Origin of the sequence: Novosphingobium kalidii, assembly GCF_040534015.1 — a bacterium.
GTDB classification, from domain to species: domain Bacteria; phylum Pseudomonadota; class Alphaproteobacteria; order Sphingomonadales; family Sphingomonadaceae; genus Novosphingobium; species Novosphingobium kalidii.
On sequence record NZ_JBEWLY010000019.1, the window covers coordinates 301,706 to 324,426 of the forward strand.

At 60.3% G+C, this 22,721-nt stretch carries 19 protein-coding genes and 4 pseudogenes; 8 read left to right on the forward strand and 15 right to left on the reverse strand.

Annotated features, from left to right (window positions below):
- Positions 1–4 precede the first annotated feature (4 nt).
- The gene (locus ABVV53_RS13060) at positions 5–1,666 is read right to left on the reverse strand and encodes a TonB-dependent receptor (protein WP_353984867.1); all 1,662 of its coding nucleotides are present in this window, start codon (positions 1,664–1,666) and stop codon (positions 5–7) included.
- Entirely contained in the window at positions 1,663–2,247 is a 585-nt protein-coding gene (locus ABVV53_RS13065) for a TonB-dependent receptor plug domain-containing protein (protein WP_353984868.1), read from the reverse strand. Before ABVV53_RS13065 ends, ABVV53_RS13060 begins: the two co-directional genes overlap by 4 nt.
- Positions 2,248–2,624: 377 nt before the next feature.
- On the opposite strand from ABVV53_RS13065, the gene ABVV53_RS13070 reads away from it, so the two are divergent.
- A complete protein-coding gene (locus ABVV53_RS13070; protein WP_353984869.1) occupies positions 2,625–3,350 on the forward strand; it encodes a hypothetical protein in 726 nt (241 codons plus the stop codon).
- Between the two features lie 133 nt (positions 3,351–3,483).
- On the opposite strand, the pseudogene ABVV53_RS13075 reads toward ABVV53_RS13070, so the two are convergent.
- A pseudogene (locus ABVV53_RS13075) lies at positions 3,484–3,727 on the reverse strand (IS3 family transposase); the annotation flags it as partial.
- A gap of 228 nt (positions 3,728–3,955) precedes the next feature.
- On the opposite strand from ABVV53_RS13075, the gene ABVV53_RS13080 reads away from it, so the two are divergent.
- Positions 3,956–4,966 carry a Tle-like phospholipase domain-containing protein gene (locus ABVV53_RS13080; RefSeq protein WP_353984870.1) on the forward strand — a complete coding sequence of 337 codons (1,011 nt, stop codon included), beginning with the start codon at positions 3,956–3,958 and terminating at the stop codon, positions 4,964–4,966.
- A gap of 5 nt (positions 4,967–4,971) precedes the next feature.
- Positions 4,972–5,643 carry an ankyrin repeat domain-containing protein gene (locus tag ABVV53_RS13085; protein WP_353984871.1) on the forward strand — a complete coding sequence of 224 codons (672 nt, stop codon included), beginning with the start codon at positions 4,972–4,974 and terminating at the stop codon, positions 5,641–5,643.
- Positions 5,644–6,603: 960 nt separating this feature from the next.
- On the opposite strand, the gene ABVV53_RS13090 is transcribed toward ABVV53_RS13085, so the two are convergent.
- Positions 6,604–8,913 carry a TonB-dependent receptor gene (locus ABVV53_RS13090; RefSeq protein ID WP_353984872.1) on the reverse strand — a complete coding sequence of 770 codons (2,310 nt, stop codon included), beginning with the start codon at positions 8,911–8,913 and terminating at the stop codon, positions 6,604–6,606.
- 35 nt (positions 8,914–8,948) lie between these two features.
- Positions 8,949–9,152 (reverse strand): TorF family putative porin, encoded by a 204-nt coding sequence (locus ABVV53_RS13095; protein ID WP_353984873.1) that lies wholly within the window; start codon positions 9,150–9,152, stop codon positions 8,949–8,951.
- Positions 9,153–9,287: 135 nt separating this feature from the next.
- Between ABVV53_RS13095 and ABVV53_RS13100 the strand changes: the two genes are divergently transcribed.
- Positions 9,288–11,498 carry a bifunctional diguanylate cyclase/phosphodiesterase gene (locus ABVV53_RS13100; protein ID WP_353984874.1) on the forward strand — a complete coding sequence of 737 codons (2,211 nt, stop codon included), beginning with the start codon at positions 9,288–9,290 and terminating at the stop codon, positions 11,496–11,498.
- A gap of 501 nt (positions 11,499–11,999) precedes the next feature.
- Here ABVV53_RS13100 and ABVV53_RS13105 read toward each other — a convergent pair.
- From ABVV53_RS13105 to ABVV53_RS13135, 7 genes and pseudogenes are all read right to left on the reverse strand, one after another.
- Positions 12,000–12,269 (reverse strand): helix-turn-helix transcriptional regulator, encoded by a 270-nt coding sequence (locus ABVV53_RS13105; RefSeq protein WP_419956778.1) that lies wholly within the window; start codon positions 12,267–12,269, stop codon positions 12,000–12,002.
- 79 nt (positions 12,270–12,348) lie between these two features.
- Positions 12,349–13,032 carry a MerR family transcriptional regulator gene (locus ABVV53_RS13110; RefSeq protein ID WP_353984875.1) on the reverse strand — a complete coding sequence of 228 codons (684 nt, stop codon included), beginning with the start codon at positions 13,030–13,032 and terminating at the stop codon, positions 12,349–12,351.
- Between the two features lie 340 nt (positions 13,033–13,372).
- Positions 13,373–14,357 (reverse strand): annotated as a pseudogene (locus ABVV53_RS13115) (IS91 family transposase); the annotation flags it as partial.
- 22 nt (positions 14,358–14,379) lie between these two features.
- Complete coding sequence (locus tag ABVV53_RS13120) at positions 14,380–14,628, reverse strand: tyrosine-type recombinase/integrase (protein ID WP_353984876.1); 249 nt, start codon at positions 14,626–14,628, stop codon at positions 14,380–14,382.
- Positions 14,629–14,717: 89 nt separating this feature from the next.
- Positions 14,718–15,017 (reverse strand): annotated as a pseudogene (locus tag ABVV53_RS13125) (tyrosine-type recombinase/integrase); the annotation flags it as partial.
- A 656-nt stretch (positions 15,018–15,673) separates the two neighbouring features.
- Positions 15,674–15,958 carry a hypothetical protein gene (locus ABVV53_RS13130; RefSeq protein WP_353984877.1) on the reverse strand — a complete coding sequence of 95 codons (285 nt, stop codon included), beginning with the start codon at positions 15,956–15,958 and terminating at the stop codon, positions 15,674–15,676.
- Positions 15,955–17,196, reverse strand: a complete 1,242-nt coding sequence (locus ABVV53_RS13135) for a potassium/proton antiporter (RefSeq protein ID WP_353984878.1) — start codon at positions 17,194–17,196, stop codon at positions 15,955–15,957. Before ABVV53_RS13135 ends, ABVV53_RS13130 begins: the two co-directional genes overlap by 4 nt.
- Before the next feature lie 339 nt (positions 17,197–17,535).
- Here ABVV53_RS13135 and ABVV53_RS13140 point away from each other — a divergent pair.
- From ABVV53_RS13140 to ABVV53_RS13155, 4 genes and pseudogenes are all read left to right on the forward strand, one after another.
- Positions 17,536–18,166: pseudogene (locus ABVV53_RS13140) on the forward strand (tyrosine-type recombinase/integrase).
- 278 nt (positions 18,167–18,444) lie between these two features.
- Positions 18,445–19,623, forward strand: coding sequence for a hypothetical protein (locus ABVV53_RS13145; RefSeq protein WP_353984879.1), 1,179 nt, complete (start codon positions 18,445–18,447; stop codon positions 19,621–19,623).
- Positions 19,624–19,873: 250 nt separating this feature from the next.
- Complete coding sequence (locus ABVV53_RS13150) at positions 19,874–20,149, forward strand: hypothetical protein (protein WP_353984880.1); 276 nt, start codon at positions 19,874–19,876, stop codon at positions 20,147–20,149.
- Positions 20,150–20,301: 152 nt separating this feature from the next.
- Positions 20,302–21,282, forward strand: coding sequence for an endonuclease/exonuclease/phosphatase family protein (locus ABVV53_RS13155; protein WP_353984881.1), 981 nt, complete (start codon positions 20,302–20,304; stop codon positions 21,280–21,282).
- 262 nt (positions 21,283–21,544) lie between these two features.
- Here the strand turns inward: ABVV53_RS13155 and ABVV53_RS13160 are convergent, their stop codons facing one another.
- From ABVV53_RS13160 to ABVV53_RS13170, 3 genes are all read right to left on the reverse strand, one after another.
- On the reverse strand, positions 21,545–21,742 hold the full coding sequence (locus tag ABVV53_RS13160; RefSeq protein WP_353984882.1) for a hypothetical protein: 198 nt from the start codon (positions 21,740–21,742) through the stop codon (positions 21,545–21,547).
- The gene (locus ABVV53_RS13165) at positions 21,739–22,230 is read right to left on the reverse strand and encodes a CNNM metal transporter family protein (protein ID WP_353984883.1); all 492 of its coding nucleotides are present in this window, start codon (positions 22,228–22,230) and stop codon (positions 21,739–21,741) included. Before ABVV53_RS13165 ends, ABVV53_RS13160 begins: the two co-directional genes overlap by 4 nt.
- A 350-nt stretch (positions 22,231–22,580) precedes the next feature.
- Positions 22,581–22,721 (reverse strand): integrase core domain-containing protein (locus ABVV53_RS13170; RefSeq protein ID WP_353984890.1); only part of this gene is annotated, 141 nt, incomplete at its 5' end.

A 22,721-nucleotide genomic window follows, 5' to 3' on the forward strand; every position in this document is an offset into this window, starting at 1 on the left:
TCGATCAGAAGCGCGCGGTGAGCTGGACGCCATAGAGGCGCGGCTCGGCCGGGATAAATGTGGGATACCCGAAGGCACCCCCGGTATTGCCCGCATCGAGAAGGTACTCCTCGTTGAACACGTTGCGGGCGAAGGCCGCTATCTCGTACCGGCTGTCCGCAAAGGACAAGCCTCCCCGCACGTTTACCAGCGTGACAGCGTCCTGGCTGATCGCTTCGGTGTTCGGCGTTTCGAAGTAGATCTTGCTCCGATGGGTGACGCTAGGAGTCAGGAACGCGCGAGCGCCTTGACCGACCGGCGCATCGACGGTGAAGCCCGCTGCCCACTGCCACTTGGGCTGCAGGCGGAATTGGTTGCCCGCAAACCGTCCGTTTTCGGGCTTGTCATCGATACCGCCGCCGATGAAGCCTACGTTGCCAAACGCGCTGAGCCACGAGGCAAGCTGAAGGTGGGCTTCCGCCTCTACGCCCAGATTGCTGGCGGAACCGATGCTCTGCGTCACGTTGGTCCCGTCCGGCCGACGTACGCTCACCTGGAAGTTGTCGTACTTTTGATAGTATACGCCTAACGACCCGGAGAGAATTCCCGCCGCGCCTTTGATCCCGCCTTCGTAGTTCCACACGTTCTCAGCCGGAACCAAGTCTATTTTCGCGGTCGTGGCATTGGCGGCACTGACCGCCACTGTCGGCGAGCGCCGGCCCTTGGAGATCGTGGCATACAAGTTCACACGCTCATTCAAGCGATACAACGCGTTGAAGCGCGGCAATAGTGCGTGGAAGGTGTCTTTCGACCAGAAATATTGGCCGTTGGTGTTGATCTGCGTCTGGATCAGCGGACGGCCGGCCAGCACGGCGTTGGGAACGAATGCCGCAAAGCCGGAGCGCCGTCTTTCAGTCAGGACCCGTGCACCGGCGGTCAGTTCCAAAACCGGACTGGGGAGCCAGGTGAGTTCACCAAAAGCCGAAAGGCTCTGGTTGCGGCCGCGATTCTCGAACCAGCTGAAGTACGGCAGCACTGTCGCACGACCTTCGCTCAGGATTGCGGTCGCACGCGAAGCGGTGACGGTGTTGTCGGGAGCAATGCACGGCAGGTTCGGCACTCTACCGGTCGAACACTGGATAAACGTGCCTTCTTCCGAGGAGAATGGCACATACTGGCTATTGTTCTCGTAGAAGTAGTTCCAACCGACGGATGCCCGCAGGGTGTCGCCATCGTAGGCGAAACGGCCTTCGTGGCTTACCTGCCATCCTTTGGCGTCTTCCCCAAATTCAAGGTACCAGGCGCGCGAGCCATCTGCATCGAAAACCTCTAGCGAGTCAAAACGACGGTACCCGTTCACGCTGGTGAAGGACCAGTTGTCGTTGATGTCCCAACGCGCAGTCAGGTTGATGTCGTAGACATCGCGGTCGAGCCCGAGCTTTTCCGCGCCGAGAGTCTCCCTGGAAACCGGCGAGCCTCCGAGCCATACGTCACCGTACAGGTCGCCGGTGACGGAAACAGGCGGAAGGCGCGTGGTGATGAACGGCGTGCCTGAATTGCGCTGGCGATCATACGTCAGCACGAGGTCGGCAGTGAATTCGCTGCTGGGCGTGAAACGCAGTGAACCGCGAACACCCAGCTGGTTCTGCGCATAGAGATCGTCCTGGACGGGATCGAGGTTATTCACGTAGCCGTCGCGCCGTCTCCACTGGAAGGCCAGACGCCCCGCCAAGTGTCGGAACCAGCATTGAGAAAGCCGCCGAGCTGCACTTGCTCGAAGTTGCCGTAGCCGCCGTACACTTCTCCGGAGAAGCCTGACATCGGCTTGGCTGAGATCATGCTGATCGCACCGACCGTGGACGCGGTGCCGAATAGCGTCGCCTGTGGTCCCTTGACCACTTCCACGCGCTCAAGATCGTAGATGCCCTGGTAGGCGCCGCGCGACCGCGAAATGTCGACACCGTTGTAGTACAGGGTAACACGTGCGGACTGCTGCGAAGAGCCGCTGTCGGACGTGATGCCGCGAATGACAATGCCTGGGTTGTTGGCGCTCTGCTCCTGAATGTTCAGGCCAGGCACGTAATTCGCCAGTTCGTCGAGGTCTGATACGCCGAGTTGGCGCATACGCTCGTTCGTCATCACGCTGATGGTGATAGGCACGTCGGTCAGCTTCTGCTCGCTGCGCTGGGCCGTGACGATGATGGACTCGTCCAGATCGGCCGAGGCATCGGCATCGTCGGCGAAAGCCGGAGTTTGGAAAGCGAACAAAGATGCTCCCGCCGCGAGCGACGCGGCGGCTTGTAAAATGCGACCCACTACTATTTTTCCCCATTAAGTCCCCGGTCGAAACCAAGCGCTGGGGCCACTATCAGCGGCTAATGACAGATCGTGGTCGTCGTGGAGTCGGTTTGGTGACACTCCTCCATTGCCCGAATTGCATGGCCAAGAGAGCAGCGGACGTTAGAGATCCTTCAGCAAGAGAACGCCACCATAGCGGCTCGATCCGACGGTCTGCTTCCCCGCTAGATCGCCTAAGCAGCGGCATGGCTACTGCCTGCACCTGCGCTTTCGCGGCGCATGGATCTCCATTCATGAGCATGTAATTCGCCGATGTCAGTGGGCTCAACGGAACAAGGAGAGATATCTTGCTCAAGGTTGCGACGAACATGATCTTGGCCAGTCTATTGACAGTTCTGCCCGTCGAGGCTCCGTCGGCGTTCGCAAAGGGCTCCTATAAAATGCCCAGCGGGCCGGAGGAAATGGCGAGCTGGCAGTCTATCGAGAACTGGCGATCGCCCGACCATAGTGACCCGCAGGCCCCTCGCTATATGTTGGTGGTGCTCGAACCTTTCGAGGCGCGCAACTGGACCGAACTGAAGACATGGCTGACGGTGGAGAAAGGCCTCAAGCCTACCTTGCCGCTAGAGTTCGAGCCACTCGAAGCCTGGAAGCAGGTGAACGGCAGCGATCAGCGGGTGACGATCGCTGCCACGACGCGCGGTGGCAAACCGCACGTCGCTTTTCTGCTGGCAAAGCGTGAAGATGGAAGTCCCTATACATTCCGGCTCATTGGGTTTGAAGTGCCGCGGACCACATACGAGGCTTGGGGCGGTGTCGCCTTTCCGCTGTTTCTACGTGAGATCATCCCGAGCGTCGGCGCCTTTCCTGCCAAGGAGCGCGCAAGGGTGTCGCGGGCACGCTATCCGCGCCAAGTCGCTGTCTATGAAGCGGCACTCAACAAACACACCGACGCACTCGCGGCGGGACTGGCGGTTCAGATGATGCAATCGCAATCACTGCTGCGCATGCAGGAGCTCAATTACGACATGCTGCTGGGTGGCGATATCACTTCGCCGATGATTGCGGACTAGCCCCCCCATTTAAGTGAGCAACGCCGGTCGGCCCTCAAGCGGAGCGATCGCCCGCCCTCTTTTTGATCTATCATGAGCGCTGCCCGACAAACCCGTTTGCGGAGAGTGATGCAGCAGGGCAACTCCGCGCCTCCTCAGCCAGAGCGTAGAAGATCTCGCCGTTCAAGAGCTCATCAGGCATCGAGCCGTTGAGGAACTCGCAGCAATCGTTCTCCCACGCGCCCCCTGGCGTGACGTAGAGGGTTTTCACGCTGATCCTGCGCAGCCATAGTTGAACAGCCGCGATGGATTCCGAGCCATTGTCTGAGCGTCTGTGTGCGCAAGACCCAAGTGTGACGAACAACTCGGAGCGCCGCCAGCATATCCTCGCTCCTGAGGGCGCTACCGCGACCGCAAGCAGGCGAGCGCCTCTTCAAACAGCTATAGCAATTCCACCGTATCTCAACTCGATACGACAGAACCGCCTCGTCCTTTCTCGGCTTCTATCATTCGCCGCTGCGAAGCTCTGACTTAGAGACTATGTCAACAGGATCTAGTCGTTTGGATTATTGGGCGCGCCGCGCATCCGCGTAAGATGGCCTTAGTCAACGAACCCGGAGGCGACGATGCTCGCGGTAAGCTCACTGGCGCAATCGACGTCACAAACGTTCTCCCCCGGCGCCGGCGCCTGGTCGGCGAATGCCGCATCGGTTCTTGGTGAAGCAGGCCAAGCTGCGTTCACACTCGCTCCTTCAGCTGCCAACGATGCTGTCGATGCCGCACTCAATGCCGGCGGTGGCGGGCGCTCTGCTGCCGATACCCTGCGGATTGGCACCGCCTTTAACCAGCAGCTCGAGGATAACAGCGCCGTACTGGCGCTGGGTACGCAGCTCACGATGATCGAACGCACCTATCGCGAGGAGTTCCAGAGCGCGGGCGAGCTAGCGCTGCTCAACATGGACGTCTACCTCGACAGCAGCAATCCGCTGCTGCTGCCCGCCGGCTACACAGCGCTTTCCGACAAGCAGGCCGAGACCGAGTTTCCCGGCTTCACGGCGCAAGACGGCAAGTCGGGTTTCTATTCGCGGATCTACAAGGACGAGAAATCGGGCGATACGATTGTCGTCAATCGCGGCACAAATGACGCCTCCGCGCCGATTGGGATCATTCGCGGCACGCCTGACGGCCAGACCAACGCGGCCCTGCTCGGCGGCAATCGTACGCACCAGGCCGATCTCGCCTTGCGCAATGCTAGCGTTGTGAGCCGGGCGACCGGCGGGCATGTCCGCTTCAGCGGCCACTCGCTCGGCGGCGCGCTGGCATCCCTGCAGGGAGCGGCCACCCAGGCGCCCACGACGGTGTTCAACCCGCTGGGGCTCAACAAGGACCTATTCACCGCTTACAATCTGAAGCAGTCGGATTTCGATCGCAACGTGCGCGCCTACGTTGTGGATGGCGAGCCGGTGGCACTGGCCAACTGGGTGCTCGGGCTCGAGCGGACCGAGGGCACCCAGAAAATCCCCTCGCGTGAGATCGAGGGCGTAGATGGCGGCGACTTTCGCACCAGTGCCAAGAACGACGATCCGCATTCGATGGTTGCGATCCTTGCAGGGCTCTCGTACCGCTTCCATTGGTGAAGCACGTGGGCACGATCAGCCGGATCGCGCTGCTGGCCGCGGTGGCGCCGGTGCTGGTGACTTGTGGCCAGGGCGAGTGGGCGGCAAAGGCGAATATCATGACCTGCCAGAATGCGCAGTCCGATCGTGACGAGATAGAGAACGCGCTAGGGTATTTTCCGGAGGATGTGTCGCCGCTGTCGGCCGCGGTGCTGTGCGATGATCGCGCTGCTGTCGATGCAGCGCTCGTCAATGGCGCCGAACCGAACCGCTCAGAGCCCGGCGGCCTCACGCCGGTGGTGATTGCAGCGGCGTTGTCGCGCGACGAAATCCTGCGCAAGCTGCTGGCGGCGGGCGGCGATGCCAACAGCTACGAAAGCGACACCGGCCAGTTGGCGCTGGCTTATGCGCTTGCGGCAGGAACCCATCGCAGGGACTGGCGTGCCTATAACACGTTGCTAGATCACGGCGCTGACGTGAACTTCGGCGGAGGGAAGGTCACGCCGATCGGTGAGTGGGCCGCATCACTTGGCCAGTTCGATAAGATCAGCGAACTGCTCGATCGCGGTTACCGCAAGGACTTGCCTGGGCTGACCTGGTCGGTCGAGCGCCGCTCCGCTGGTGATGCCACCGCCGCACGCGATCGCGCACTGGCGAAGCTGCGTGCACTCATCGCGGCCGAGAGGGAGCGGCCCTGAGACTATGACATAGGCGCCTTCCCCGGGTTATCGCACCCCGATCGTGACCCGACTGGCTCCCGTACTCCTCACAGTTCTAGCAGCGTCTCCAGCGCGGCATGGGCCGTCACAAGCAACGGTTTCGCCGCGGGCAAAAACACGCACCGCTCTTTTCTCGCGGTGTGAGCGAAAACGCGGCGAGGTGAGCCTGCATCGAGCGACCTCTTCCGCCGGCGCTCTCGCGTGCGCGCCGGATGGTTTCATCACATCTGTCCAGCTTCCGCCGCGAGGGCGCGCTCTACGTGAAGCGGGACGGCGAGATGGCACACCTGTGGCGGGCAGTCACCCAGAGAGGCGAGGTGCAGGGAGGGCGACGTAACGAAGACCCGAGACAAGAAGGCGGCGCTCAATTTCATGAGGAGGCGCTAAAGCGGCATGGCTCGCTTGAAGCGACCATCACTGATGGTCCGCTAGTTATCGTGCCGCGATGGACTAGCTGGAAATGGCAAAAAGCAGGAGGTTGGCCGCTGGAGCAATCGGGTCGAAACTCGCACCTGCCGTTCCGACAAGGAGAGCGGGCGATGTTGCGTTTCCGACAGGTGAAGACCTTACAAAGTTTGCCTCTGTTCACGCCAACTCAGACAATCATTTCGGCCTGGAGAGCGATCTCGTCGCTCGGCAGATTTACAGGGAGCCCCGCTCAGCCGCGTTGGCTGAGTGGCAGGTTCTCGGGACCTAGGCTGCTTTCCTTAAGTCCGAAGCGCCCTCTTGTGGAGAGCGGTTCGCATTGAACTGGTTCGCTATAATTCGAACAGGAGCCGTTCTTCGGCACCTTCTATACTTGCGCATGTTATCTCCTAGCCGCCGTGGACAAATTAGCGATGCTTGGCGAACAGGCCTCGCTGGACGTAGTTGACAGAGCCGCTGTCCCAAGCGCTGTCGTCCGGCCTTGGCGGGGATTGCCCGTAAGCCATCTCCCCTTCAGCTTCCAAAGCGCCAGCGTAGTGCTGCTCCCAAACTACGTGGCTGACTTACGCCCCAGACGTTTGCTGGGGTGAGATCTCCACCGTTCTCGGCGCCACGAAAGTAGACCCTATCCAGCAGGTTCTCCACGTAGACGATCGCCTCTACTCCTGCATCGGTGCGGTAACCAAACCTGAGGTTCACCTCTGTCGCACTTGGCCTCCGCGTAATCCCTCGCCAGTCGAAGGACTCGCGACGAAGTCCCTGATGGCTCCATTCTGCTGAGAGGTACGCCTCGGACGCTGCAAGGGGATAGCGCGCGGTTGCCACCCCGCTCGACGCCCATGTGGGGTTGAGCAATCCTCCGCAGTCGCTCGCAAGACATTCGCGGTCCCCGCTCTTCTTCGTGTGCGTGTAAGTGACGTTGCCCGCGATATCGAAATAGCGGCTAGGTCGGATGGTGGCTGCCGCCTCAATGCCGTAGCCGCGAACTCGACCCACATTGATGACCTGCTGGGTGCGCGTGTCGGTGTCGAAGAACACGGTCTGCAAGTTTTTGTAGACGTAATGGAACGCGGTCAGGTCGAAGCTCAGGCGCCGCTCGAACAGGTTTGCCTTGACGCCGATCTCCTTGCTCCAGATCGTCTCGGGTGCAAAATCATCGGGTCGCGTCCCGTCCGGCACAACGCTGTAGTCCTCGATCGGAGCAGGCGCGCTTACGGTGAATGAACCGAAGCCACCGGCTTTGTAGCCACGTGTGAGGCTTGCGTAGATGCTGAGATTGGGATTGGCCTCGTAGCGCGCAAAAAAGCGCGGCGTCAGCCCCTGCCAAGACTTTGCCGCATCGATAACGCCGTCAGTGTGGTACGAAAAGGTCCATAGATTGCCGAGGCTTGATGCGCCGGGCAGAATATCAAGCGCGAACTTCTTGCGGTCCCAGGTGTAACGAAGACCTGCTCCGACCTGCAGCTTAGAAAGCAACCAGTAGTTCGCGTCCGCATAGGCCGAGAGGCCGGTATTGATCGACTTGGCATCGTTGATATCGACGAGAATGCCGTCCAGGGCCGGAATATACGGAGCGCCATAGAGATCGGCAGTAAGCTCGGGACAGCCGGTATAGCCATACCCGGCACGGCAAACGATATCCTCATCGACCTCGTTGGTGAAACGGGCACGTACCGTTTCGCGGTAAGCAGACACCCCTGCCGACCAGGTCAGCTTGCCTGCGCCCGGCGATACGATCCGCAATTCCTGGCTGGCGTAGGAGCCACGCTGACGCTGCGTGTAATTTCCGATCCGCAGGGGTGTGCCGTCGTAGTCTTCCGAGTAGAAGAAGCGGTGGGTTCTGTAAGCGCTGATCGATGTCAGCGTTGCGAACGTCAGATCAAGGTCTCCCTGGAGAGCGGCGCCGTAGATCGTCCCGTCGTCTCGCGGATTGACCAGATCGCTGTCGATGTCGCCAGACGAGCCACGGACAACCAGCCTCGTGCCTAGTGCGTCGTCTATCGCGTCGAACACCTCGCGATCTTCGTTTGATGCACGATACGGCGTCCCGTCCAGTCGACGACGCTCGTACTCGCCGACGAGCGTTACCTGCAAAGGGCCGTTCTGATAGCGCAGCGATGGGCGAACTGCGAACTTGCTGCCGCCCATCAGGCGATCGTCGACGTCGGGCGTGTAGGCGTTATCGAGCCAGCCATCGTAGCTGGTGCCGTAGAAGGCAACGCGACCAGCAAGCTTGCCGTTGAGCGGCAGGTTGAAAGCCGCCTCGGCCTCGATCCGGTCGAACTCCCCATAACTCAGGTAAACGTGGGCGTCGCTAGAGCCGATCTCCGGCTTGTTGGTGGTAACGCTGATCGCGCCTGAGATCGCATTGCGGCCGAAGAGAAAGCCCTGGGGCCCGCGTAGCGCTTCAGCGCGTTCGATATCGAACAGCGATGTTACGACACTCCCGGTCCGTCCTTGGTACACGCCATCCTTGAAGATGCCGACCGAAGGGTCTCCGCCGATGCCGTAGTCGTTCGACACGATGCCTCGGATGGCCAATCCATCGATGTAAGAATCCTCCGAGTTACCGGAGAAACCTGGCGTGAAGGTGACGAGATCCTTAATGTCCCTGAGCCTGCGGCCGACGATGTCGGCTTCTTGGAAGGCGGTAATGGCGAGTGGTGTGGAGACGAGCGTCTCACTGCGCCGCTGAGCCGTGACGATGATCTCGCTTGGCAACGGCGGGTCGCTTTCCTCAGCGGCCACCGCCGGAGACTGGGGAATGAGGCCGGAGAATGCCAAAAGCAGTAAGCTGCTCCGAGATGGGACTAGAATGCGCATCCGCAGATCTATGGCACGCACCTGTAACTCTTGGATTAACTCCAAGCTGTAAGAGATAGCGAAGCATCCACTCGGCCTTGGATTGCCGGTGTACCATGACTGACACTCACGCCTCTGAAACGGTAATTGGAAACGAGCGTGACCTCGGTTTCGATCAGGTCGGCAGAAAGAGAGTTCGCGTTAGCTGAATACGAGATTCCCAGCAAAGCAGCGCTCTGACAAAGAAGACTTATGAGCAATCAGGCGGAACAGAGACGCACCCGTGCATGAGGAGCCGAAGACATCCAACAAACAGCTCACACGCGATTTTCTACTTCGGTTTTCTCGACCAGACTGCAATCCGATTTTAACGGGACTTGGGCGATGATGTATCCATGCAAGTCCGCCTGCCCGCTCTGCTCGTGAACGGAAGATCGCGATTCGTCCTGCAGTTCGCCTTGCCTGCATTCGCGGCAGTGTTCGTGATGGCTGTTGTGCTCGCTGGAATGGTTCTGCTGGTTGGCCGAAAAGCCGATCAGCTCGCCATCGAACAACAGCAGCAGCTTCTCGCGACCGTGCTTCAGCAGAAGATCAAAAGCACCGCGCACGACCAGGAAGGCGTCACAGTCTGGGACGATTCTGTCCGCCACGCGACCGCACCGAAGCCGGATCAAGCCTGGCTTGACATGAATGTCGGCTCTTGGATGCACACTTACTACGGGCATGACGAGGCGTACGTTGTGCTTCCTCAAAGCAAGCCGGTCTACGGCATGCGAGGGGGGCGCTTAGTTCCGCCGAGCGAATACGATCGGCATGTCGCCAAGGTCGCCAATCCACTGATCAGCAAGCTGCGTACGTCCATGCTCCGGCGGGTCACGCCTGCCAACGAACGAAGCTTGAGCCCTGGCGCAATCGATTTGGGAGTGGTCGGGACCAGACCAGCCATCGTCAGTGCCAAACCGATCGTCAGCGATAGCGGACAGGTCGTGCAGACGCCCGGCACTGAAGCGGTCCACATCGCCGTTCGCTATCTGGATGGTGACTTCGTAAAGGAGCTTGCACAGTCCTACGCCCTTCAGGCAGCCCACTTCGCGACCGACCGACCGGCCCACGGGCAGAGTTCCGTGCCCCTTCGGAACGCAGGAGGGCAGATACTCGGCTACGTGGGTTGGCAGCCCTTCAGCCCGGGAACGCTGCTGATCAACCGAATACTGCCGCTTTCAGCCCTAGCGCTGCTGCTGGTGTCTTGCGTGCTGATCGTCCTATTGCGCCACATCCGCCGTAGCACCCTCGCGCTTGAGGCCAGCGAGGCGCAGGCGCAGCATCTGGCATTTCACGACACGCTAACGGGACTGCCGAACCGCACCATGTTCGACGACCGGCTTGCGCACGAGTTGGCGAATGCACGCGAAGCAGGCAAGGCGCTCGCGCTCCACTACCTTGATTTGGATGGCTTCAAGAACGTCAATGATACGCTGGGACACCCTGCGGGCGACGAGTTGATCCGCGCCGTCTCAGCTCGACTTCAGAAGGCGGTTCGCAGCAGCGACTTGGTCGCACGCCTCGGAGGCGACGAGTTCGCAATCATTCAGCGGGCGATGAGTTCGCCTGCCGAGGCTGAGATCCTGTGCCTTAGGCTGCTTGAACTCATTAACCAGCCATTCTCCGTCGCGGGCACACAGGCGCGAGTGAGCGTCAGCATCGGCATCGCCTTTGGACCTGGCGATGCTGACGATCGGGCGGAGCTGGCCCGCAAGGCTGACATCGCTCTCTATGAAGCAAAGGCGGCGGGCAAAGGGCGCTTCGTTTTCTTCGCAGAGAGCATGGATGCAACTATCCGCCACCGCAAGCAGATCGAAACGGATCTGCGCGCAGCGCTCCGTACTGGCGAGTTGGAGGTCTACTATCAGCCGCTCTACTCCTCCGATGAAGGCTGCATAACAGGGGCCGAGGCGCTGCTTCGGTGGCACCATCCCGAGCAGGGAATGATCTCGCCTGCGCTGTTCGTACCCATCGCTGAGCAAAGCGGGCTGATCGTAAAGATCGGTGAGTGGGTGCTTGAACAAGTTTGCCGAGATGCACGCACGTGGGCAATCGGATCGGTATCGGTGAACGTGTCTGCCGTACAGCTTCGCAGACCTGATTTTGCGGATCGAGCGCTTATGATCCTGGAGCGGAACGGCTTTCCCGCGGAGAGGCTCGAGATCGAGGTTACGGAGACCAGTTTCATCGAGAACGCCGCCGGTTGTGAAGACAACCTTGCACGCCTGCGGGCATCGGGCGTGAAGGTCGCGCTGGACGATTTCGGTACCGGCTATTCCTCCTTCAGTCATCTTCGAGCGCTGAGCGTCGACCGACTGAAGATTGATCGTTCGTTTGTCAGCGGGATCGGCTCGGCGAAAGACGGCAGCCCGATTATCAGCGCGATCATGGAACTAGCGAGGGCCAGTGGCCTCAAGGTCACTGCCGAAGGTGTCGAGACCATCGAACAGCGGCGTTTCCTTGCAGGAATCGGCTGCAATTCACTTCAAGGCTTCCTGATGGCGATGCCCATGCCTATCGGCGAGATGAACGAAGCACTTCGCCGCGGAGTTCAGCCGGCATAGCGTTTGGCTTCGCGGGCCAATCCACTTTCGCTCCCGGAGGCGAACGCCCGCTTTGGCGAGGTCGCGGCGGGGCACCGGCGCGAAGATCAGAGCGTTTGCCAGATCGGTGCACAGCACCGCCGCCAGCCGCCCCCGGTGGCGTGCCCGACAACGACGCTGCCATCACGTCCATTTCGCCGAACAGCAGGAAGCTGTTCATCGCACGCGACACCGCGACGTTGAGCAGGCCCGCCGACTGCTCGATGAGGTTGCCGTCGGCGTGTTTGGAATAGACTGCTGATGAGCGGACGTTGTGCGCCCTGGAGGGCGTAGACGGTGCCTACGGTCAGCCAGTCGTCGCCGGTCCCGCCGGCTACGATCCCGATTGCCGCGCAAGTGGAGACGATTTCCGCCTGCTACGCACTGAACGGCTCGGATCTACGGCCTACCTTATAACTATATGATAGATAGACACTATAACCTATCCCTGCCGCATCAATGCCCCCACCGATGCTCCCGATTTTAGCGGTTATTTGCGCCTCCTGCGATGCAAGTAGCAATCCCAGCTTCAATGTCGGATTCCAGCCACCCCACGGCCCGCCGGCTCAACTGATGTGGCCGCGGAAAGTCGGCACTTTGAATCTTGCGGTAGATCGTCGCTCGGCTCAATCCGGTGCGCGCTTTGACGGCCGGAAGGCGAAGGATTGCCATCGGGGCACGTCCGCCGAAAACGTACATCTCGCACGTGGGCTGTTGTTTGGCATCATGTATGCTATTTGGCGTCTGAGCCATAGGTTCCTCCAGGATCGATAGTGGTAGGGCCGGGACGATGTTGGCGCATCGCCCGGCCCGTTTTCGTCGCAGTCCCCAGTTAGGGATTCCAAAGCGGCTTGATGATCAGAGACAGATTAATAGTGATGTAGCTTCGCAAATTCTCCGGATTGATTGACTCAAGCGGAAGATCTTCCGGCACCGCGATCAGGTCGTCGCCTGAGTGGGTAAATATCCAGCGTGTGTCGAGCTCGTGGAAAATGGCTTCGCTGAAAAGATCGAGGTAGAGCGCAAAAGACAGGTCCGCCATTTCGTCGAACCAAGGCGCGATCTCGCGTGCCTTGTCGCTGATCGGGCCACGATCTTCGAGCCAGTCTTCAAAGCAGCTGTAGTCAGACGCTGGCGCCTTCGCGTCCGCCGCAAGCGAAGAACGGGATGGATAGCGCGCCTTCGCCCGATGCAATGCCGCTGCGCTATGCCGCACGCTCTCGGTCACGTCCGGATGAAGCGAACAAAATCTCACGACTGACCAGAGCAAGGTTGCCATCTGCTTGAGGCCGCTGGTTTGCACGCCATAGCGTCCCAGCTCCTTCAGCACCGCCGCAATGTGAATTGCCTCGAAGCCGAACAGCCGGTGCTTGCCTTTGCCAAGGCCCTCACCCTCTGCGGCTACGAGCAGACCTTCCTTGCTCCAGTACGCCAGCAGATCGCTTGGGATACCGACGATATCAGCGATCTGCTGGCGGGTGTAACGTGCTTGGACAAAAGAGGCTGCGAGAGGCATCACCAAGGCGTAGGGAACGATTCCCTACAAACAAAGAGAAAAATTACCTGTCCCAGAATTCCGAACACTCAAGGGCTTGATGCCGCCGCACTCCGGTTCATCACGGACGAGGCGAGCCCCAAGTCCGCCGCGATATCCAGTCGACGCTTGTGAAGGAAATCGGGCACCGTAAGGTGTACGATATCTTCCAAGACAGGAAGCCCGCGGGCCGCAAACGGTAGCTATGGGGAAAGTGGTTTTCGCCCCGATCTCGAGCGCGTGCGAGGATCGGCGGTCCAGTTGCCGAAGGCTGGAAGGCGAGTAGGTACAGCCGTCATTTCGCCCGGTCGCACACGGCGGAGCTGGCGAGCAGGCCGTAATGACGGATGCCGTGAAAGCCCGTGGGCAGGACGTGCAGTAGGAAGCGGCGAATGAACTCGTCGGCACTTAACGTCATGACCTGCTGCCGGTCGGCACCGTGGAGACGATAGTTCTTGTAGCGGAAAGTGATCCCGGCGTCGTCGATGCGCAGGAAGCGACTGTTCGAGATCGCAACCCGGTGCGTGTAGCGCGACAGATAGGCGAGGACGGCCTCAGGTCCGGCAAACGGCGGCTTGGCATAGACGACCCAGCTCTTCTTCCTCACCGGGGAGAGATGGCGCAGGAAGGCGCGTCGATCGGCAAGGTGCTCCATGCTGCCGTAGAAGCCGAGACGGCCGGCACCGTATAGTGCAGCAGTCCGGCCAGGAACAGACGGCGGAATAGCTTGCCCAGGACCCGCACCGGCAGCAGGAACGCCGGACGCGACGATATCCAACGCGAGCCATCGCGGGCGATGCCGCCGCCCGGCACGATCATGTGGATGTGCGGATGATGCATCATCGCCGAGCCCCACGTGTGAAGCACGGCGGTGATGCCGATGCGGGCACCCAGGTGCTTGGGGTTCGCCGCGATCGTCATCATCGTATCGGAGGCAGCCTTGAACAGCAGGCCATAGAGCGCGGCCTTGTTGTGGTAGGCGATTGCCGGCAACCGCGGCGGGTAGCGTGAATACGACGTGGAAGTAGCCGACCGGCAGCAGATCGGCTTCGCGCGCCTCGAGCCAGGTGCGCGCGGCGGCGCCCTGGCACCGCGGACAATGCCGGTTGCGACAGGAGTTATAAGGCAACCCGCCAGTGGCCGCAGTCGGAGCAGGCCTCGGCGTGGCCGCCGAGCGCAGCGGTGCGACAATGCTCGATCGCCGACATGACCTTGAGCTGGTGTAGGCTCAGATGCCCTGCGTGGGACGCCCGGTAGGCAGGACCGGCTCTGCGGAAGATGTCGGCGACCTCGAGTGAGGTGCGCACCGCCCTCAGCCGGCGGCCCTGGTCATGCTTGGCCTTGCATCAGTGCCATCAGCCGGTCGAGCGGACCGGTTACCGCATGGATCGTGCAGGTCGCGACCTTGGTGTAGAGCGCCGTCGTCTCGAGCTTGCTGTGGCCGAGCAGGACCTGAATCACGCGGATGTCGACATCCTGCTCGAGCAGGTGCGTGGCAAAACTGTGCCGCAGCGTGTGCGGGCTGACGCGCTTGCGGATGCCTGCCGCCTCGGCCGCTTCGCAGACGGCTCGATGCAACTGTCGGGTCGAGATCGGGTCGGTGTAACTGCGTCCAGGAACAGCCAGCCATGTGGCAACAGGCCGCTACGCCGCTTGCCCTCACGCCACCACAGTCGCAGCAACTCGAGCAGCTGGGGCGAGAGCATTGCATTGCGGTCCTTGCGCCCCTTACCCTCCTCGATGCGGATCAGCATCCGCTTGCTGTCGATATCGTCGGCCTTGAGGTGCGCCACTTCCGACACACGCAACCCCGCACCATAGGCGACGCCGAGCGCCGCCCGGTACTTGATGCCCGGTGCCGCCTTGAGCAGCTTTGCCACCTCCTCGACGCTCAGCACGTCAGGCAACTTCCTGGGTCGATGCGCCAGCACCAGGCGCCGCGAGAGGTCGGGTCGCGCAAGCGTCACATCGAACAGTAAGCGCAACGCCGATACGGAGCCGTTGATGACGGACTCCCCAACACCGTGCTCGCGCTGGTGAAGCTGAAACCGCCGGACGTCCTCCGCCGTCGCGGTGTCGGGCTACCGTCGCAGGAAGGCCGCGAAGGCGCGAACGTGGCGGACATAGTCGTGCGCGACCTCATCGCGCGCGTCGTCATGTCTCGAGCATGCGCTGACGCAGTGGGGAAACAGGCCGTTCGATCGGGAGAGTCGCCATGATGGAGTTCCTCTTGCTGAAGGATCTCCATCGTCCGCTGATATCTCAGCCCTGCCAAACCTCTTCGCAGAAGCGCTACCTCACCACCAACACCAATGCCGCGCGGCGGCTTCGTGCTCTGCAGCATTTAGGAGCTCGGTTGCGAACGGTGAGCCCGTGCGCCCATAGATCAACATCATCCCACTGGCTTGCGTGTATAATGCGTAGCAGAAGCTCGTTTTCCCATCGCTCCTGTAACCAGTGTTCGTTTACAGGTGAATGGACAGTATGATCGGCCAGCCTTGGGACATCTCGGTCTTTCCGGCCGCAAGCAGGGAACGACCGCTCCTGCCGAGAGCGGCCATTGCGGACGAACTCGATGCGGGCTGGTGTAGGGGAAGGCTTGTGGATTGCGGACGGGCGGCTTTCAGGAGCCTCGAGGGCAAGTGACATTTGCAGCAAAGCGGCGCACCAGAGTAGCGGGAGCGGCGATCTCGATCGGACCGTCTGGATCGTTGATACGAACGAAGCCAGGCGCTTTGTACCGATCAGAGCGGATCATGCGGGAAGGCACTTCGAAGGAGATGCCGTTCAATGCGAACCGAACGAGCTCGGTCTCTTCCGCGCTCTTACTGCAGCCAATGCAGCTGATCAGGAGCAGCGGCATGATTGCCGCTCGTGGCGGGATGCGCTTCTCCAGGCGTATGCTCAACTCCATTCCTTCCGATCGGGAGCGTCTATTCCGCTCGGACACTCTTCCAGGGAAGCCATTTTGAGGCGCCCGGCCACCCAGTTGATGCTCGGCCCCTGGATGGTACTTGATATCAATACGACGAAGAAGACGATGTTGAAAATGGTGAACGCTCCGGGAACACCGGCAACCATGGGGAATGTCGCTAGCACGATCGGTACTGCGCCTCGAAGCCCCGCCCAAGAGACGAACAGCTTCGCTCGCCAGTTGAAGCGGCGAAACGGGGCAAGGCAGATGAAGACGCTCAGGGGCCGTGCGATGAATATCAGGACAAACGCGATGGCGAGACCTGGTCCGATCACGTCTACCAGGTTCGAAGGCGCCACCAGCAGGCCGAGGGTGAGGAACATGGCTACTTGCGCGAGCCACGCCATGCCGTCCTGAAAAGTCGAGACGATCTTCTTGGCGGAATAGGCTCGGTTCCCCGCCACCAGACCGGCGATGTAGACAGCAAGAAAGCCATTGCCTCCGAATAGTTCGGCGAGACCATAGGCAATCAGCGCGCCGGCGATCGAGATCACGAACGCTAGCCCACCGTGGCGGAAACTGGAGCGCTTCAGAACTTCCGGCAGCGAGTATCCCGCTGCTGCTCCGACCAGCAGGCCCATCGTCATCTGGACAGCGAAGTCTGGCACAAGTGCGAGAGGCGATGAGCTGGGCGTAGCTATGAACAGCAAGGCGGCACCAACAAGGAAGATGGCCATCGGATCGTTGGATCCCGACTCCACCTCGATGAGTGCTGGCACCTCCCCGTGAAGGTCCAGGCCGCTCGATCGCAGAATGGCAAAAACTGCCGCTGCGTCCGTCGAGGCAACCACCGCGCCCAGCAAAAACGCCTGAAATGGTTCTAAGCCGATGATGAGATGCGAGGCGACGCCCATCATCCCCGCGCTCAGCATTACGCCGAACGTAGCAAGCACCAGTGCTGGAGCTGCAACCCGGCGCGCATCTCGCCCGTCGGTGTCCAGTCCCCCCGAGAAGAGGATGAAGATCAGGCAGGCAACGCCGATCCCTTGCGTCAGAGCGTAATCATCAAAACCAATGCCCCCTGGCCCGTCCACGCCGACAAGCATTCCAAGCCCGAGAAAACCGATAAGGGCTGGTAGGCCAAATCGGCTCGACAGTGATCCTGCGAATACGGTGGCAAGCAGCAGGACGCCCAGGACAAGGAGCGCAATATCAAGGGTAACGGGGGGCATGTGCTCTTAAGACCCGCCCATCCGATGCATGGCAAGGATGAAAGCACGAATTCCGCTCCCGCCCATGCAAGCGACTGCGCGGCCTCATCTTTGCCCAAGAGCAAGCAGCGACGTATGTCCCGTTGCACGCGAGTGCCTTTGAACGACGAACGGCAAAGAATCGCGCTTGCTGACGAGCAAATTCAGCAATCCCGAACGGCTGCTCATGTCAGCAGCGGACGTTTTGGTTAACACACGCGAACGTCGTTCTCTGAGTCGGCATGAGTCCCAAGGACACTCCGCCAACTCCTCGTCGGCAAGCGTTCTGCAGATGCCCAACATGGCCACTGGAGAAGGATCATGGAGATGCCCGAAACCGAACCCACTGCTGCCAAGCGTCAGGTCTGAATGCTGGAAGGACCGCCGGCGCAAAGCGCGCGCTGACACCGAAGCAAATATGGGAGATCCGATTTTACCTTAGTCAGCGCCGCCGCTTGCGGGATCGGGCGCTGTTCGATCTCGCGATCGACAGCAAGTTGCGTGGCTGCAACGTCGTCCGGATGAAAATTGGCGACCTGGTCAGCGGCGGCCAGATCCGAACACGCGCAATCGTGATGCAACAGAAAACAGGTCGACCGGTTCAGTTCGAACTGCTTCCTGACGCACGGACCAGCCTGTTGGCATGGCTTGAATGCCGGGGTGGTACGGTGAACGATTACGTCTTTCCGAGCCGCATTGATCACAACGGGCATATCAGCGCCCGCCAGTATGCCCGGCTTGTCGATGAATGGGTGACGGGGGTCGTCTGATGCGCAGCGAGTATGGCACTCACTCGCTCCGTCGGACAAAGGCATCAATCATCTACAGGGCAACCGGTAACCTACGCGCCGTCCAAATCCTTCTCGGTCACAGCAAGATCGAAAATACGGTGCGCTATCTCGGGATCGATGTGGAAGGTGCGCTCGCCCTCGCCGAGAACACCGAAATCTGAACCCATCTTGCAGCGCGTGGGACAGAGCCGTCGTTCCCGCGTGAACCATCAAGTGCCTTATGTTGGAAGAAGCGGTCATCCGCAATCAACTCTCAGCTTCCGGCAGGCACGGTGCAGTTGATAAAGTAGCCGATTAGAGAGATCTGCTCCAATGCAACGCCCCGCTTCTGCGACAACGCCCGTTTGGGTCGCCTGAAATCGGCCATCCTATGCGGCTGTGATGGGCATGGGAGCCAAATCGTCTATGGGTTACGAATGACGAGCGGGAATCAAGATAGATGAGCGATGCCTCGCTCCGGGTCGGTTTCGTGGTTTCGCACGCGCGAAGTTCGTCGGATGAGGCGCTCTTGGAGCTGGCGCGGCAGCTTGTTCGGGATGTCCAGCCTCGGCTGGAGGAGGCGACCCGCCGGCCATGGCAATTTGAGTTCGGCGAACCCATCCGGCTGAGTTCAAATGAGCGGCGTCATTCTGGCGATTTCGTCGGAGAAGCAAGTCTGCGGGTGGTCGAGGGATCATTCGACCTCGTCATCATCTTGACCGACGTGGCGCTCATTTCTCGCCGAGAACGGATCGTGTTCGGACTTGTCTCACCTCTCGCCAGGACGGTGGTCCTTTCCACCGATCGGTTGCGCGGTCGAGAAGGTGCAGGGCATATGCCGTTGGCCTCACCTGCAATCCGCTGGAACGCTGCCGCGCTCCTCCTCCACCTTATCGGGCAGGGGTTGGGCGCTGATCCTGATCCCGCACCGTCCGGAGCGCTGGCGCCGTTCAAATACGATCCGGACCGCGTTTCGGCACCGGCCTTTCATGAACCGGCCGCCCTGGAGCGCCTCGCTGCGGGCTTTCTCGAGCGCGAACATACAGCTTCGGGCCCGCTTCACGACCTGTGGATCCATGGGTGCGCCGCCCTGCGCCACCCCAGGCTGATCAGCAATGCTCTGGGTCGCAATCGTGCACCGCTCCTGCCGCTCAGAATGCCCGGCCTTGCCACTGCGGCCGTAGCGCCGGTCTTTATCCTGGTCTTCAGTGCAGAGTTCTGGGACGCCGGACTCGGGATGACAGACGCGACTGCATGGGCGTACGCCGCCATCAGCATTCTAGTGGCCGCCTGCTACCTCTGCTTTGCGCAAAAACTGTTCCTTCCTCGCAAGGAAAGCCGGGTCATCCCGGAGCACCTTGCGGTTGCCAATGTGGTGATCTTTTCCAGTATGCTGCTCGCGGTTCTTGGGCTGTTTGCAATGGTCGCTCTGCTGTCGCTGGCGATCGAGCTTTGGGTCTTCCCGTCAGATCTCATCTCCACCTGGCCAACTCTAGATGAACAGCAGGTCGGATTCCTGGACCTCCTGCGAATCTCCGTTTTCATCAGCACGGTCGGGGTTACGACCGGTGCCCTTGCGGGAGGCCTGCAGCGTCGCCGTGTGCTCCGGCACATGGCGCTCTTCCAGGCCGAAGTGTAGCTCATAGTGCGCCCCGATCGGCGATATGCCCAAGCATAGGGCACCTGAGCGGCGCGACCTATCGCCCCAACTCTCGCCCTGCGAGCAGAAAGCACCTGCTCTGGGTTGGGCAGGAGTAGCCAGTCGGCATGCGGCGGGGGGCTCCAGCGGGTAACCCACACCCTCGTAAAGGATCGGAACCCACCGTTTATTCATCTGTTGGGAAAGGTAAGCTCGGCGCGAGGAGCGCCTCAAAAAAGGGAAAACCTTTATGAAGAAGATCATTATGCTAGCCGCCATTCCTGCGTTTGCACTCACTGCTTGCGGCGAGGATAGCGCAGTCGAGGAGACCGGAGATGCACTTGAAGAGCGCGCCGACGCTGTAGAACCCTATGGGGATAAGCGCGCGGCTGCTCTTGAAGAACTTGCAGATGAAGCACCGACTGATGCCCGGGAGGACGCCCTCAATGCGCGGGCGGAGCGTATCGACGACATTGGCGATGAACGGGCCGATGCCATCAACGAAGTAGCCGACGAGATGGAGTGATGATCGTCGGAAAACCCAGTCGGCATTCCTCCTGATTCAGCAGAGAGGCCCTTGCAATCACAGCAGGAGCCTCTCGTGATCCGGCGGCAAACTATACAAGTTTCTCCGAACACCCTTTCTGGAACCGAAGCATAACGAGCCAAGGACAACTTGTGAAAAAATTCGCCGTTGGTCTGTTCGGCACAGCAGCACTGCTGCTCATCATCGTTCTTATCTCGCTCATTCCGAACGACAAATGGTTTGTGAGAACGGTGGACCTCGTGCGGGAGCCGCTGGCTTACGCGGCTGCGCTCCTTCTGCTCGTAGCCATTTTCGTTGGTTCGCGTTGGCGCTGGGCTACGGTCGCCATGTTCGCCCTCGTGATTGGCATCAGTATCTGGCGTATATGGCCCTATTCGGCGGCCGCGGCGACAGAGATAGAGCTTGTCGAAGCTCCGCAGTCCCCCAGCGAGCCCGGATGCTTTTCAGCCATGTCCGTCAATGTGAAGGTCGCGAACAAGCAATATGCGAAGCTGGCAGACCAGCTGCGCCGCTACGATCCCGATCTGCTGTTTATGATGGAGACAGATCAGCCCTGGATCGACTCTCTCAAGCCAGTCTTGGCCGAATATGATCATGTGCAGACCCATTCACAGCCCGAGGCCTTCGGGCTTGTCTTTGCGACGCGCCTGCCGGTGCTCAAGTCGAATGTCGTCGAGAATACCTATCGCGACACGCCGACGCTGTATGCCACGCTGCAACCGAAAGGCTCGCTGCCAATTGAATTTATCGGTCTCCACCCGAAGCCGCCATTACCCGATTGGAACACCGAGTTGCGGGACGAAAACATCGTCAATGCGGGCGTCCAGACGCCGGACCGGCTCCCTCATGCGTTCGTGATGGGCGACTTCAACGATGTGCCCTGGTCCCGTACGACTACTAAGTTTCGGGATATGGGGGACTGGCGCGATCCGCGGATCGGCCGGGGAACCTATCCGACTTTTCCCGCCGACTTGCGTCTTCTTGGATGGCCTCTGGACCAGCTCATGCTGAAGGGACAACTTCAGCTTACGTCATTCGAAATCTTGCCCGACAACGGCTCGGACCATCGCGCCGTTTTGGCCAATTTCTGCAGCCCATCGCCCCTGCCCTGAACGGCAACTTTCTCAACTTCTCGACGCGTGCCGAGCAGTCAGTGATCGCCGGCTGCTTGCAATTTCCCGTTCATTGATCTTTCAAATGTTGGCCGCATATATGACGGTGAGCTACTCAGAAATCGGTCGATTGACTCACGCTCTCCCGGCTTGAACAGTAGGCGTGAAGCGCTTCAGCCGGCCGAACCAGCAGCGACTGACCGACATTTTTCGGAGAGGCAGCGTCTCTCTCCGTAGTCCACACCGCGTGAACTTGGATGCATCATCCCGGGCCCCGCGTAGCAGACGACCGGCGCTTGGCGAGTTCTCGCGCATACTCCTGCAAGTCCGTCACCTCGTCCAGTTCATCGACGATCTCGAAGCCGAAAATAGTCTCCAGGACATCTTCGAGGCTTACCAACCCGACAAACGTCCCATACTCGTCCACCACCGCAACGATCTGGTGTCGGTCGGAAATCATACGACGGAATAGCTTGTCGACGGACAGGCCCGCAGACACCTGCGCATAAATTTCGCAAGATCTTCGTCTGCATGCGAACGGGCAAGCACTTCATGCTTCACGACGAAACCCTGAATGTTGTCCCGCTTGCCGTCGAAGAGCGGTATTCGCGTGTAGGGCACGTCCCCAATGGCCCGAGCGAACTCGGCCAGCGGCGATTGCAGAGGCAGGCTAAAGACAACTGTTCGCGGCGTCATAATGTCCGAAGCCCTGACTGCGTAAAGTTGCAGCATGTTCTTCATGAAGCGCGCTTCGCTATTCTCAAGTTGCCCAGAGGCCTGGCCCGGGCTTGTGAGCGCGAGCAATTCCTCACGATGGTGAGGGAGATCAGCAGGCTTGCCCAGTGTGATCAGCTTGGTAAATTGCCGCGACGCCCAGACGATCGGCCCGAGCGCGGTGATCAATATGGGCAGCAAGCCAGCGACGAAGGGCGCGAGGCTCGGCAGCATACCGAGCGCCGATCGTTTTCGGGATGATCTCGGTCCCGACGAGAACCGCGACAGTCAGAAAAGCTGCGAACACCGCCTCACTACCATCGCCTTACAGCCTGGCGTATTGGGCACCAGCTCCGGCCGCACCCATGTTGTGGGCCACTGTGTTGAACGTCAGGATCGCGGCGAGCGGCCGCTCCACATCATTCTTGAGGTTCTTGAGCCTGGCTGCTCAAGAGGCGCCTCTCTCCTCAGCGGACCGGATCGCAGCGGGAGTGATTGTTAAAAGCGCAGCTTCAAGCAGCGAGCACAAGAAGGACTGAGGGTCCCCCGGTTTCTCATCCAGCCTAAGCTTGGGTATCCGGCATTCATTCGGCCGCCTGGGCAGCCGTAGCAGCAGCATATTCTACCGGGGTCAGCCAGCCAAGCGATGTGTGAGGACGGCTCTCATTGTAGTCTCTCCGCCAAGCCTCAATTTTGGTCCGGGCGTCGGCGAGCGACAAGAACCA

Coding starts and splice junctions, on each gene's coding strand:
- ABVV53_RS13110 (WP_353984875.1), bottom strand. CDS start 13,032: ATGCCTCTCGCAGCCTCTTTTGTCCAAGCACGTTACACCCGCCAGCAG.
- ABVV53_RS13080 (WP_353984870.1), top strand. CDS start 3,956: ATGCTCGCGGTAAGCTCACTGGCGCAATCGACGTCACAAACGTTCTCC.
- ABVV53_RS13165 (WP_353984883.1), bottom strand. CDS start 22,230: ATGCTGCCGAGCCTCGCGCCCTTCGTCGCTGGCTTGCTGCCCATATTG.
- ABVV53_RS13160 (WP_353984882.1), bottom strand. CDS start 21,742: ATGATTTCCGACCGACACCAGATCGTTGCGGTGGTGGACGAGTATGGG.
- ABVV53_RS13150 (WP_353984880.1), top strand. CDS start 19,874: ATGAAGAAGATCATTATGCTAGCCGCCATTCCTGCGTTTGCACTCACT.
- ABVV53_RS13100 (WP_353984874.1), top strand. CDS start 9,288: ATGCAAGTCCGCCTGCCCGCTCTGCTCGTGAACGGAAGATCGCGATTC.
- ABVV53_RS13135 (WP_353984878.1), bottom strand. CDS start 17,196: ATGCCCCCCGTTACCCTTGATATTGCGCTCCTTGTCCTGGGCGTCCTG.
- ABVV53_RS13145 (WP_353984879.1), top strand. CDS start 18,445: ATGAGCGATGCCTCGCTCCGGGTCGGTTTCGTGGTTTCGCACGCGCGA.
- ABVV53_RS13105 (WP_419956778.1), bottom strand. CDS start 12,269: ATGGCTCAGACGCCAAATAGCATACATGATGCCAAACAACAGCCCACG.
- ABVV53_RS13090 (WP_353984872.1), bottom strand. CDS start 8,913: ATGCGCATTCTAGTCCCATCTCGGAGCAGCTTACTGCTTTTGGCATTC.